The organism is Rheinheimera fenheensis (assembly GCF_039871805.1).
GTDB lineage: Bacteria > Pseudomonadota > Gammaproteobacteria > Enterobacterales > Alteromonadaceae > Alishewanella > Alishewanella fenheensis.
In genome coordinates this window covers 221,412-234,143 of sequence record NZ_JBDPJM010000005.1, presented here as the reverse complement: position 1 = coordinate 234,143, position 12,732 = coordinate 221,412, and the positions used below count along the sequence as shown (strand labels likewise).

At 51.2% G+C, this 12,732-nt stretch carries 12 protein-coding genes; 6 read left to right on the top strand and 6 right to left on the bottom strand.

Annotated elements, in window-relative coordinates:
* The first annotated feature begins 155 nt into the window (after nt 1–155).
* Entirely contained in the window at nt 156–1,523 is a 1,368-nt protein-coding gene (locus ABGI61_RS09920; protein ID WP_347600591.1) for a sensor histidine kinase, read from the top strand.
* Nucleotides 1,524–1,568: 45 nt separating this feature from the next.
* On the opposite strand, the gene ABGI61_RS09915 is transcribed toward ABGI61_RS09920, so the two are convergent.
* Nucleotides 1,569–2,825: an ABC transporter permease gene (locus ABGI61_RS09915; protein ID WP_347600589.1), complete on the bottom strand. Its 1,257-nt coding sequence runs from the start codon at nt 2,823–2,825 to the stop codon at nt 1,569–1,571.
* Complete coding sequence (locus tag ABGI61_RS09910) at nt 2,819–3,529, bottom strand: ABC transporter ATP-binding protein (protein ID WP_347600587.1); 711 nt, start codon at nt 3,527–3,529, stop codon at nt 2,819–2,821. The genes ABGI61_RS09915 and ABGI61_RS09910 overlap by 7 nt, the downstream gene beginning before the upstream one ends.
* A gap of 51 nt (nt 3,530–3,580) precedes the next feature.
* Between ABGI61_RS09910 and ABGI61_RS09905 the strand changes: the two genes are divergently transcribed.
* Nucleotides 3,581–4,120 (top strand): DUF3299 domain-containing protein, encoded by a 540-nt coding sequence (locus ABGI61_RS09905; RefSeq protein WP_347600585.1) that lies wholly within the window; start codon nt 3,581–3,583, stop codon nt 4,118–4,120.
* 73 nt (nt 4,121–4,193) lie between these two features.
* On the opposite strand, the gene ABGI61_RS09900 is transcribed toward ABGI61_RS09905, so the two are convergent.
* Nucleotides 4,194–4,796 carry a ZrgA family zinc uptake protein gene (locus tag ABGI61_RS09900; protein ID WP_347600583.1) on the bottom strand — a complete coding sequence of 201 codons (603 nt, stop codon included), beginning with the start codon at nt 4,794–4,796 and terminating at the stop codon, nt 4,194–4,196.
* A 126-nt stretch (nt 4,797–4,922) separates the two neighbouring features.
* Here ABGI61_RS09900 and ABGI61_RS09895 point away from each other — a divergent pair, with 126 nt between their 5' ends.
* From ABGI61_RS09895 to ABGI61_RS09885, 3 genes are read left to right on the top strand one after another with little or no spacing between them, the layout of a single operon-like run.
* The gene (locus tag ABGI61_RS09895) at nt 4,923–6,452 is read left to right on the top strand and encodes a cryptochrome/photolyase family protein (RefSeq protein ID WP_347600580.1); all 1,530 of its coding nucleotides are present in this window, start codon (nt 4,923–4,925) and stop codon (nt 6,450–6,452) included.
* On the top strand, nt 6,449–7,738 hold the full coding sequence (locus ABGI61_RS09890; protein WP_347600577.1) for a DASH family cryptochrome: 1,290 nt from the start codon (nt 6,449–6,451) through the stop codon (nt 7,736–7,738). The genes ABGI61_RS09895 and ABGI61_RS09890 overlap by 4 nt, the downstream gene beginning before the upstream one ends.
* Nucleotides 7,735–9,249 carry an FAD-binding domain-containing protein gene (locus ABGI61_RS09885; RefSeq protein ID WP_347600574.1) on the top strand — a complete coding sequence of 505 codons (1,515 nt, stop codon included), beginning with the start codon at nt 7,735–7,737 and terminating at the stop codon, nt 9,247–9,249. The genes ABGI61_RS09890 and ABGI61_RS09885 overlap by 4 nt, the downstream gene beginning before the upstream one ends.
* A gap of 1 nt (nt 9,250) precedes the next feature.
* Here the strand turns inward: ABGI61_RS09885 and ABGI61_RS09880 are convergent, their stop codons facing one another.
* The 3 genes from ABGI61_RS09880 to glnB all read right to left on the bottom strand — a co-directional run bounded on the left by ABGI61_RS09880 (nt 9,251) and on the right by glnB (nt 11,689).
* Nucleotides 9,251–10,150 (bottom strand): M28 family peptidase, encoded by a 900-nt coding sequence (locus tag ABGI61_RS09880; RefSeq protein WP_347600571.1) that lies wholly within the window; start codon nt 10,148–10,150, stop codon nt 9,251–9,253.
* Nucleotide 10,151: 1 nt separating this feature from the next.
* Nucleotides 10,152–11,201 carry a tetratricopeptide repeat protein gene (locus tag ABGI61_RS09875; RefSeq protein WP_347600568.1) on the bottom strand — a complete coding sequence of 350 codons (1,050 nt, stop codon included), beginning with the start codon at nt 11,199–11,201 and terminating at the stop codon, nt 10,152–10,154.
* A 149-nt stretch (nt 11,202–11,350) separates the two neighbouring features.
* Nucleotides 11,351–11,689, bottom strand: a complete 339-nt coding sequence (gene glnB / locus ABGI61_RS09870) for a nitrogen regulatory protein P-II (protein ID WP_008219040.1) — start codon at nt 11,687–11,689, stop codon at nt 11,351–11,353.
* A gap of 148 nt (nt 11,690–11,837) precedes the next feature.
* Here glnB and nadE point away from each other — a divergent pair, with 148 nt between their 5' ends.
* Nucleotides 11,838–12,665, top strand: coding sequence for an NAD(+) synthase (gene nadE / locus ABGI61_RS09865; protein ID WP_347600563.1), 828 nt, complete (start codon nt 11,838–11,840; stop codon nt 12,663–12,665).
* The last annotated feature ends 67 nt before the right edge of the window (nt 12,666–12,732 follow it).

Sequence of the window (12,732 nt, the reverse complement as noted above, 5' to 3'; positions counted from 1 at the left end):
GCCATTTGGGCTGTTTTATAACCTGTTGTTTCGCAGAGTTAAAGCGGCACACCAATGCAGAATATTTGTGCGCAACGCGGTGAAACATGCTATACCTTAGCGGTGACGTGTCACACCGCCCTGTCGGGTACTAAACCGGAGTAAACTGCGTAGTAATGCGAACCGAGTTGCAGGACATCCTCACCAGAATTAGCAAAAGCGCCGACGTTGATAAAGGTGACCTGTTATCGACCAACAGCCTGATCCTCAATGGTATAACCGAGGGCTTAGCCGTTGATAGAGCCAGCGTATGGTTTTTGTCTGACGATCATCAGGTGATGCAATGCAGCCACTTGCTGGACAACGGAGAGTTAGCCACTTCTCAGCTACAGCTGACGCGCCAGCAGTTTCCGCGTTATTTTCAGGCGCTGGACGAAGAGCGCAACATTATTGCCGATGATGCACATAAGCACCCACAAACCAGCGAATTTTCAGAAAGTTACTTAACACCCCTTGGCATAACATCCATGCTGGATACGCCTATTCGGCATCACGGCAACATGGTTGGCATTATTTGCATTGAGCACCGTAAACCCAAACAGTGGCAGCTGGATGAAGTCGTATTTGCTGGGTTTCTGGCTGACATTTATGGCCGGGCGCTCAGTGCATCCGAGCGCCAGCGCTACCAGACAGAGCTGGAACAGGTAAACAGCTCGCTGGAGCAAATTATCAGTCAGCGCACACAAGAGTTAACGCAATCGCTTGAGCAGTTACAGCAAACCCAGCACCGGCTGATTGAAGTAGAGAAAATGGCCAGCCTGGGCCGGTTAGTGGCCGGCATAGCACATGAAATTAATACGCCACTGGGCGTGGCTGTCACGGCTAACAGTCATGCCGAGGCGACGTTACACCAATTAGAGCAGTTGTTTCAAGCTGGGCAGCTTACCCGCCAGCAATTTAGCCAAAGCGGCGCCGCGATTAAAAACAGCATTGCTATGGTAAACACCAATTTGCAGCGCACAGTAGACTTAGTGAACAGTTTTAAACAAACCGCTACCGCGAGCAGCGATCAACGCCCGGAAGCCATTACGCTGTCGCAGTTTATCCCCAAAGTACTGGCCAGTATGGCGTCAATGCTTGAGCAATATCAGGTAGAGGTTGAACTGCAGATACCCGAGCAGCTGCAGATAGACAGTTTTGCCAGTGCGCTGGCCACCATTTTAAACCGCTTACTGGAAAATGCCTGCCTGCATGCTTTTGACAGTGCCAAGCCACGACAAGTGGTGATAATCGCCAGTAGCACAGGTTATAGCTGGCAGCTTAGCGTGACCGATAATGGCCGCGGCATGAATGAAGATGAGCTTAACCGCGCTTTTGAGCCATTTTTCACCACCCGTCGCAGCCAGGGCGCCAAAGGCTTGGGGCTGACCCTGGTGTTTAATCTGGTGACGCACCTGTTGCAAGGTGAAGTACTGCTGCAAAACAACGATACCGGCTGCACTGTTACCTTACGTGGCCCCTTGTCGCTGAGCAATTCAGCCTAAGCACTTAAGTCTAAGCGCTAAAGTTAAAGCCCTCACGTCTAAGCACTAGAGCCTGACCGTCAAGCCATCAGCCAGCGCTTTGCGATATGCCGACACCGCTGGTATTACCGCCAGCAGCATTGCCAACAGTATGATGCCTGCCGCCCAATACACGGTTGTTAGCTTGATAACATTCAGCCCGATAAAAAGACCATAATTGGCCGCCAGGCTGTCCTGCAACAAAAATAAGCTGCCACTTAACAACAGCACTGCCGTAAGCATTGCCAGCACAGTAATTAACAACACTTCTAACTGGGTCAGTACAAATAAGTACCAGGGATGGGCACCGGTAGCGCGTAAAATCGCCATTTCACGCTGCCGCTCTTTCATTGACGCCAGTAAAGTGGTCATCATGCCGACCAGCGCCGCCAGCAGCACCATGACACTGATCAGCAACAATAAGTTTTCTACCATCGACAGCATTTGCCACAGCTCTGCCAGGGCAACACCGGGCAAAATGGCCGTTAATGGCTCGGCTTTAAACTCGTTTATTTGGCGCTGCACAGTAAAGGTAGCCATGCGCGACTTTAACCCAACCATGGCGGCGGTAATCGACTTGGGGGTTAAATCTTGTGCCAGCACCTGCTCCACACTCAGTTGCCGGCCGGGCATAGGCGCCCCCTGCTGCCAATCCAGATGTATCGCTTCTATGGCTTCCAGGCTGACATGAACAGTTTGGTCTACCGGGGTACCGGTTGGCGCCAGTATACCTACTACTGTAAAGGGCTTATCTTTATGCTGACTAAAACTGACCGCACCGACGCCATGCGACAGTACGATTTGCTCACCTAACTGATACCCCAGTTTGGCGGCAACTTCTGCGCCTAATACGGTTTCGAACACGCCATTAAACTGCTCTCCCTGTGCCAGCGCAAGCGACTGGGCGTTAGCATAACGGTAATGCTCAAAATAGGCCGAACTGGTGCCCATGACGCGGTAGCCACGGTGCGAGTCGCCCAGCGACACCGGAATGCTCCAGCTGACCTGTGGGTGTCTGGTTAAGCGCTGATAGCTGTCCCAACTGATGTTAGCGGTGGCATTGCCGATACGAAACACCGAATACAGCAACAGGTTTAGCTGACCGGAGCGGGCGCCGACGATAAGATCGGTGCCCGATACCGTGCTGGTAAAGCTGTTTTTTGCTTCAGTGCGCAAATGATCAATACCCAGCAGCAACGCAATGCTGATGGTCAGTGACAGCCAGGTCATCAGCACAGTGCCGCGCCGGTTCCATAAACTTAAACGGGCCAGTTTCATCAGCATGGCTGTACTCCCTGCGCTAACTTCTGCATATCCAATTGATGGTGAAAATACTGCAGCAAACTCTGATCGTGGCTAACAAAGATCACCGTACAGCCGTCGGCATCGGCTTCTGCCAGCATAACGCGCATAAAGGCATCGCGGTTATCGCTGTCCAGTGCTGAGGTAGGTTCATCGGCAATCAGTAAGGTGGGTTTGGGTAACAAGGCCCGGGCAATAGCTACCCGTTGCTGCTGGCCAACACTTAAGACACTGGCACGGCTTTGCTGCAGTGTTTCAGGCAACCCCAGCCGGCTTAGCAGCTCTCGGGCCCTGGCAAGGCTGTCAGATTTTGGCTTACCGGCAAAATGGGCACTTAACAAGGTGTTATCCAGCACAGACAAATAAGGGATCAGGTTAAGCTGCTGAAACACCACGCCAATCTGCTGCGCCCGCAGTGTATCGCGCTTACTATTACTGAGCTGATGCAGCGGCTGGCCATTGATATAAAGCTCGCCACTGACGGGCCGGGCAATGCCACTGAATAAATTAAGTAAGGTGGTTTTACCGCTGCCTGAAGCACCACGCACAAACAGATGCTCACCTGTCTCTAAACGCAGCTCAGGTAAATACAGCTGCCAACTGTCTGGCTGGTAGAAAAACCGCAGTTGTTTGAGTTCAATCGCAGGAATTTTCGGCTTGTCGGTCACAGGCTGTTCCACTGTCATGTTATGATGTTAGCGTTTAGCCATTATGCCAACTTAGGGGAGCAAGCTCCAATGCTACGGACGTTATCTGTTGCGTTATATCTGACACTGGTCGCTAGCTTTAGTCTTGCCGCCAATGACGTGAAAACCATTGAATGGACTGACTTAATGCCGGAAGAAGATCTGAAGCTGTTGCAACAGATGCCGGAAGTGCAGCATGACTATAGTCAGCCGTCACCGTTTGACGACAACTATCAGGGCGACGACCCTGTGGCAGCGCAATGGCAGCAAATTTTAACCTCGGCCAAGGTAGTGGAAAAATACAACAACACTAAAGTACGGGTGCCGGGCTTTGTGGTACCACTGGAGTTTGACGCCGAGCAAAATGTCACCAGCTTTTTCCTGGTGCCTTACTTTGGCGCCTGTATTCACGTGCCGCCACCGCCACCAAACCAGATGATTTTTGTTACCGGCGCAAAAAACTTAAAGGCCGATATGATTTACTCACCGTTTTGGATAAGCGGCACCTTAACCACAGAAGTGATGACCCACGATTTAGGCCAGGCCGCCTACAGCCTGAAAGTGGACAATATTGAGGAATACACCTATTAAGGTGGTGTTATATCAGAAAAACGGCAGCTTAAGCTGCCGTTTTTTTATGGCTGAACACCAGTGCAATAAAGTATTAAAACTGCACAGTACTATTTTGCAGCGAGGTTTTCGTCGCGCCCTGGCGGCCGTTGATAATCCATTGCACCTCTACCTGCTCTAACGCCGGCAGCAAGTTAAAAATGCTCAGCTGCAGCTGGTTTAACCGCGCCGGGCGCTGACACAGCAGCTGATAATTAGCGTAAAAATCGCCATGGCCAGCACTGCTGTTAGCCTGGGTTAAGTCGGTACTGGCCTCCGCCATCGCCAGCTCGCAGTTGGCATCGGCATTCACACTAAACCAGTCGCCCTGATTAAAAATAGCAATAGCAGCGTCAATCTCCTGTTGCTGCTCTGCTGTGCTCGGCTTGTGTTCAAAACCCACCACGCTGTAGGCTGCAGCCTGAAACGCCAGTTGCATCTCATTGCCCTCTAACACCAGGGTTAACAGGCCATGGCCATGTACATGGGCACCCAGCCCGGCGCCCATTTCGTCGTTGGCGTCGGAGCTATGATCATGGTCATGTTGCTGCTTCTCATCATGGCCGTGGCTATGTTGCTGATGCGCCTGACTGAAAAATGGCGCCGCCATTAACACTGTCAGGCCCAGCAGTGCGGCTTTAAGCATGGCTTGTTTCATCTTGGGTGTTCCAATGCAGGTTTAGGTTGTAACAATATAACACTGAAGTTTTTGCCCGCGCCAGCCATTGATCGAAGCACACTCCCACAGCGTAGTTTCAGCCAATCTGAGCTAAACCTTACTATCATGGCCAAACTTATTGTTGTTCTGGGCGATCAACTGAGCCCAGCCCTGTCGAGTTTGCAACAAGCAAGCAAAGACGACCTGATCTTACTGGCAGAGGTCGGCAGCGAAGCCAGCTACGTGAAACACCACAAACATAAAATTATTTTGCTATTTAGCGCCATGCGCCACTTTGCCGAGGTGCTGAAAACGCAGGGCTATCGTGTGTGCTATATAAGTTACGGCGCGGAAATCGGCATAACCACTATGACGGATGCAGTGAGCTTTGCGTTAGCCCAACAGCCTGCGCTTGACAGCATTACGATTACCCAGTCTGGCGAATACCGGCTGCAACAGGAAATACTCAGTTGGCAGCGGCAATTTCAGCTGCCGCTAACGGTACTGGATGATGATCGTTTTATCTGCGATTTAGCCCGCTTTGCCCGCTGGGCCAAGGGCAAAAAGCAGCTGCGGATGGAATATTTCTACCGCGATATGCGCCGTTATACCGGCTTATTAATGCAGGGTGACAGCCCCGAAGGCGGCAACTGGAATTACGATAGCGAGAACCGCAAAGCCTGGCCAAAAGACTTAGCCCCCACGCCACCACTCAGCTTTACCCCTGATGCCATCACGACAGAGGTGATGGCGCTGGTTGAGCAGCATTTTTCGGCCAATATGGGTAACGCAGCGAATTTTAGCTATGCGGTAACCGGTAAAGCTGCGCGTCAGGCATTTTTGCACTTTGTGGACAACCAATTAGCTCAGTTTGGCGATTATCAGGACGCTATGGTACTAAACCAGCCATTTTTGCAGCACAGTATCTGCTCGGTGTACGTAAACTGCGGTCTGCTGGATGTGCGCTGGATGTGTAATAAGGTTGAGCAGGCCTACCAGCAAGGCAAGGTGCCGCTAAACGCCGCTGAAGGGTTTATTCGCCAACTGATTGGCTGGCGTGAGTATGTGCGCGGCCTGTACTGGTTTCTGATGCCGGATTACAAAAGCCGCAACCAGCTTGACGCCCATCGCGCACTGCCCGGCTATTACTGGCATGGCAACACCAAGATGCGCTGTATGCAACAGGCGGTAAAAAGCACCATAGATCATGCCTACTCGCATCATATTCAGCGGCTGATGATCACCGGCAATTTCGCCCTGCTGGCAGGGTTGTCGGTAGATGAAGTCACCGACTGGTATTTAGCGGTGTATGCCGATGCCTATGAGTGGGTTGAACTGCCCAACACCCTGGGTATGGCATTGTATGCCGATGGCGGTGTGCTGGCCTCTAAGCCCTATGCCGCCAGCGGTGCCTACATTAACCGCATGAGTGACTACTGCAAACACTGCGCCTACAAAGTAAAACTGACAATAGAAGATGATGCCTGCCCGTTTAATGCGCTTTACTGGGATTTTTTGCAACGTAACCAGGAGAAACTTGGGCAAAACCCGCGCTTAAACCTGGCCTATGCCAACTGGCACAAACGCAGTGAGCATGATAAAGCCGCTATTTTAGCCAAAGCGGCAGACACCCTGATTAAGCTGGAGCAGTTATGAGCCTAAGGCTGGTTTTACTGAACGACACCTTGCGGATCCATGATAACCCCTTGCTACAGCTACCGGGAGAGACTAAAGCGGCACTGGCAGTGCTGGATTACCAGGCCTTTTTCGGCACACAGTATGGTATCGCCCGCGCCAACTTAAGCCGCTTGCAACAGCAACTGGCGGTAATAACCGAGCTTAAACAGCAGCTGGCCGATAGAAATATTGGCCTTATCACCTTAGTGGGCAACAAAGTAAAGCTTATCAGCGAACTGGCCCGAACGCTTAACGCCACAAGGCTCTACTGCGCCGAGCCGGTCGCACCGGATGAGCGCAACGCGCTGACTGCACTATCTTCAGTGTTGGCGGTAACCCAACTTGACTGCAATTCACTGTTGGGCGAACCGTTTCGCCCCACACTGTCACGCCTGCCAGATAGCTTTACCCCCTTTCGTAAGCAGCTAGAGCCTTTGTTACAGGTAAGCCCGCCCATTTCCTCTGATCGGCCAAGCCAGGGCTGGCTAACAAGCGACCAATGTGAACCTTACAACAGTGCTTTTGCGCAGTTAGTTACGCAGTATCAGCCGGCATTGCTGCAACCTGTTGCATCAGAGCAAAAGGCACTGGCGCGGGTAGCGCAGTTTATCTGGCAAGGCCGGCATATTTTAACCTACAAAGAAACGCGTAATCAGCTGTTTGGGCTGCACTATGCCAGCTTCTGCTCGGCGCCACTGGCCCTTGGCAGTTTATCCGTCAGGCAGTTATGGCAGGACATTGTGCAGTTTGAGCAACAGATTGACGCCAATGAGTCGACGTATTGGCTGAAGTTTGAGCTATTGTGGCGCGAATACTTTCGCTGGCAATTTCGTAAATACGGCAAGCTTTGGTTTAGTAAACATGGCATTAAACAGGCAATACACCAGCAACCAGACTTTAACCCGCCGCAATTAACAGAGCGGCAACAGCATAAGTTTCAGCGTTGGTGCGCAGGCCAAACCGGCATCGACTTTGTGGATGCCAATATGCAACTCCTTAACAAAACCGGCTTAATGAGTAACCGTGGCCGGCAAAATGTCGCCAGTTATTTGATGTATGATCTGGGCGTCGACTGGCGCCTGGGGGCAGCCTATTTTGAGCAGCGGCTGCTGGATTACGATTGTGCCAGCAACTGGGGTAACTGGGCATATATTGCCGGAACCGGCAACAGCAGTGCGCGACACTTTAACATTGCCAAACAAGCACAGTTGTACGACGCCGATGGCAGCTTTGTCCGTGCCATATTAACAGCCCCATCTGCATGACGGCGCTGGTTTGGTTTAAGCGCGATCTGCGCCTTCACGATCACCAACCGCTGTTCGCAGCAGCCAAACAGGGCGCGGTGGTGCCGCTGTACATTATTGAACCCGATTACTGGCAGCAACCAGATGTATCGCTGCGTCACTGGCATTATTTGGCTGGAGCGCTTGAGCAATTAAACCGGCAATTAACCGCATTAGGCCAGCCGCTGCTGGTGGTAAAAGGCCCTGCCACGCTGGTACTTAAACAGCTTTGCCAAGAGTTTTGTATCACCGATGTATACAGCCATGAAGAAACCGGCAACCTGTGGACCTACCAGCGTGATCTGGCCGTGCAGCGACTGTTGAAGTCGTTACAGATAAACTGGCATCAGTTTAGACAATTCGCCGTGTTCCGCGCGCTGCCCGACCGGGACAACTGGTTTGAGCTGGCTGACAGCTGGTTAAAAAGCCCGCCAGTACCGTCGGTAGCGCAGCTGCCTTTTGTTACCGCAACCAACTGGGACTTAACGCTACTTGCGCCAACCCGGTTAAAAGATCTGCCGCCATGCCAGAGCCTGCCCAATGCCTACATGGCCGATGAGACCTTTGACAGCTTTTTACACCAGCGCTGCCGACACTATCGCCAGCATATTTCGCTGCCGGCCAAAGCCAGCCAAAGCTGTTCCAGACTAAGCACTTACATTAGCTACGGCCAGCTTAGCTTGCGCCAGCTGCAACAACACAGTTTTTTTGCAATGAAACAAAATACTGATACCCGCCGCGCACAAGGCTTGCAGGCGTTTTTCAGCCGGCTGCGCTGGCACTGTCATTTTATGCAAAAGCTGGAAGATGAGCCGGCTATCGAATTTTACAACATGCACCCGGGCTTTGATGGCTTACGTGAACCTTACTTTAACCCAACCTTGTTCGCTGCCTGGCGCACGGGCCATACCGGCTATCCGCTGATTGACGCCGCCATGCGCAGTTTACTGGCAACTGGCTGGTTACATTTTCGTGGCCGTGCCATGTTGGTGGCTTTTGCCAGCTATCACCTGTGGTTACACTGGCGGCCACTGGCACTGCATTTAGCCCAGTGTTTTGTTGATTACGAGCCAGGCATTCATTACCCGCAAATACAAATGCAGGCGGGTACCACCGGCATAAACCCCAACCGTATGTATAACCCGGTTAAGCAAAGCCAGCAAAAAGATGCCGAGGGCCAGTTTATCCGTCAGTGGCTGCCAGAGCTGCGCCAGGTACCCGACAGCTGGTTGCACACCCCCTGGTTGATGCCGCTATCACTACAACAGCAATATGGTTGTGTGCTGGGGCGCGATTATCCGGCGCCAGTGGTTGATCTACAGCAGGCACAACAGCAGGCCAGAGCCAGATTAAGCCAGTGGCTTAAACAACACGACCGCCAACACTGGCAGCAACAGAAACAAGCGGTATTTCAGCGCCACGCCAGCCGAAAACGACCAGTGAGCAGCAAAAAACCTACTCTAAACCGTAATCAGCTGAGTTTCGACTGGTAACTTACTGCTCTGGCTGGCGGAGCAACGTTTGCGGCGGCTGCTGCTCCAGCCAGTTGACGGACACCCACACTACATCAATTGCCATGCTCAAAAATTCGCTATTGATACGCTGCCAGGTATCCAGCTCAGTGTGATAATGTGCATGGTCCTGACCACCAAAAAACAGGTAGCTTATGCCAGCGCGATGAAAAGGCCCATGGTCACTCGCGTTAGGCCAGTCATAGCGGCTGTGCGCACGGGGTAATCGCCCCGGGCCACGGTGGTGGAGAAACTGCAGCTTATTAAAACGTGGCGCTAGTGTTGCTATTAAGTCGGGAAAACGCTTAGCACCGGTTAAATACAAACGGCCTCGTCTGTCTGGCCGGCCCAGCATATCCAGATTCAGGTTAAGCACTATGTTATTCAGCGCCACTGGCGGCGCCCCAACAAAGGCTTTGCTGCCATATAAGCCACCTTCTTCAGCATCGGTAGCGATAAAAATATAAGAATAAGCCGGACAGCGCTGGCTTAAACGACTCGCCAGCTCAAGCATGACCGCCACGCCGGAGGCATTATCATCGGCACCGTGAAATATTTTATGGCCTTGTTTACCTAAATGGTCGTAATGCGCAGTAACTGCAATGTAATGCTGTGGAAAGGTGCAGCCGGGCAGATAGCCCACCATATTAATGCCCGTTTTACTGCGGCCATAAGAAAAGGGCTGGCTAAAGCTGCCATTAAAATAGTGCAGGCCCAGCTGCTGATAACGCTGTGTCAGATAATCGCGTGTATGCTGCGCGCCAGCCGTACCGGTTTTTCGCCCTTCAAGCTTTGCATCACTAAGCCAGCGAATATCTTGTTCAACATCGGCTGCATTTGCAGCCAAAGTACTCAGTAGTACAACATATAACAGCAGGCGCATTTTATTGTCTTAATGCAATGGCTTGCAGTTTGGCCTGATATCGCTGTTGCTGGTTGCCCACAGGTGAGAGCTCAGCTGCCATACTCAGCGACTGGAGGGCCTTCGCAGGTTGATTTATGTAGAAATAGGCCAGTGCCAGTTCAAAATGCAACTGATGCAGGTAAGGGGCTTGCGTTATGGCTTTGCGGTAAAACACGATAGCATCATCATATTGTTGCTTGAGTGCCGCTTCTTTACCAAGGATATACCAACGATACGGGTCATGTTCATCATGCGATTTCAACGACTGTAATAATGCTTGAGCTTGCTCATCCTCCCCCATGCTGCGCTTCAACACCGCGTAATTACTGATCAACGTGGTTTTAGCATCAGCGACCTGTAAGCCATATTGATAAAACTGCTCGGCCAGCGCTTGCTCTTCCACCCGACGATGGACAACGGCAATCAGGTTAATAACGGCAGCATAAGTCGGCGCATAGTCCAGCGCTGTACGCAGTAACGCGAGCGCCTGCATATAGTTGCCTTGTAAAACGGCATCTGCAGCCAAATTGCGATAAAACATAGCGATAAAAGTCTGGCTCGACACGCGCGGGCCAGTTATATCGGTCCCTGCGGGCAAATAATCAATTACTATTGCCGGCCTGGAAAAATAGACCCTATCCTCTTCTTCCACGAAATCTGGATCGTACAAAAATGTTCGCACATGATCTGATGACAGCATAAAGTCACTTTCAATGCTGTAAACCGGCGCGCTGACGATGGTTTGAAACTCAATCTGTACGCCAACCAAATCTGCCAAAGCCTTCGTCAGCACTGCCAGTGAGATACAATTACCACTTTTATATTGGTATGATTGCGCAGCGGTATAGTTCTCGCCCAGATAGGTAAACCCCGCCAAGTGTTCAGCTAAAAAATGATAGATCCGACGATGTTTCGCTATTGTTTGACGTGAAGGCGCATTGAAGTAGGCGAGAAATTCACGTTGCTGCTCGCCAGTTAACGTAAAAATATCTGTAACGGTTGGTATAGGCGACTCTGCTGTTTGTAACAATACCGACTGAGGCGGTGGAGTAACCACAGCTGTCGGACTTGATGTCAGCTTGGCACTGCAGCCAGCAAGCAGCAAGGTTGTTATTAAGCAGGCTAATCTGGCTTGTCGAAACCGCATCATCGGGACCGGGTTAACAGAAGGTAAAAATGTTATATCGCATCTTCATCTTCTTCGCCAGTACGAATACGGATAACTCTTTCGACGTCGAAGACAAAAATCTTACCATCGCCAATGCGACCGGTTTGCGCGGTTTTCATGATGGCTTCAACGCAGCGCTCCACCTGCTCGTCAGGCACCACAATTTCCAGTTTTACCTTAGGTAAAAAATCCACCATGTACTCAGCGCCACGGTACAGCTCAGTATGGCCTTTTTGCCGGCCAAAGCCTTTAACTTCGGTGACTGTCATGCCAGTGATATTAATATCGGCCAGGGCTTCGCGTACATCATCCAGTTTAAAAGGTTTAATAATGGCTTCAATTTTTTTCATCGTGTTGTCCGTTAGTTACGCTGCGATAGTGCAAGCAGTATAATACAAGCCATTTCAGGGTTCAGCAGATAATGCCGAAGATTAGCTTGATCCACAGACAGTAAAGCAGGGTAAGATAGTCAATTATTTACAGCAGAGGCGACAAGTGATGAATGCAGAACAGATTATTGCGCAAATGCGGGTACAACCACAAATAGACGCACAATTTGAGATCCGCCGGCGGATCGACTTTATTAAACACCGCCTGCAAACATCAGGGTTAAACACATTGGTGCTGGGCATTAGCGGCGGTGTTGACTCCACCACATGTGGCCGGCTGGCTCAACTGGCAGTGGATGAGTTAAATACACAAAAAGCCGGCTATCAATTTATTGCCGTGCGCCTGCCCTATGGCACACAAAAGGATGAAGCAGAAGCACAACTGGCGCTGGAATTTATTCGCCCCACTAAGGCGTTATCAGTAAACATCCAGCAGGGTGCAGATGCGCTGCACCAGGCGACCTGGTCCGCTATGGCTGCTCAAGGGCTGGCCAGTGCCACTGAAGCACAGGCCGATTTTGCCAAGGGCAATGTAAAAGCGCGCAGCCGGATGGTGGTGCAATACCATATCGCGGCATTGACCGGTGGCCTGGTGCTGGGCACCGATCATTCAGCCGAAAACATTACCGGGTTTTACACCAAGTGGGGTGATGGCGCTTGTGATTTAGCCCCTTTGTTTGGCTTGAGTAAACGCCAGGTCAGGTTACTGGCCCAAACCCTTGGCGCACCTGAATTGTTGGTTGGAAAAACCCCTACTGCCGATTTAGAGTGTCTGGCACCACAAAAAGCCGACGAAGCAGCGCTGGGTCTAACGTATGAGCAAATTGATGATTTTCTCGAAGGCAAAACGGTACCGACAGAGGTTAGCGAAAAGCTGATCGCTATTTACCTGCGCACCCAGCACAAGCGCGAACCCATTCCAACAATACACGATTAAAAAACATTTAATTCACATTTAAGCAATTCATACTAAGCTTAGTGCAGGCATTTACTGTAAGGAGCTT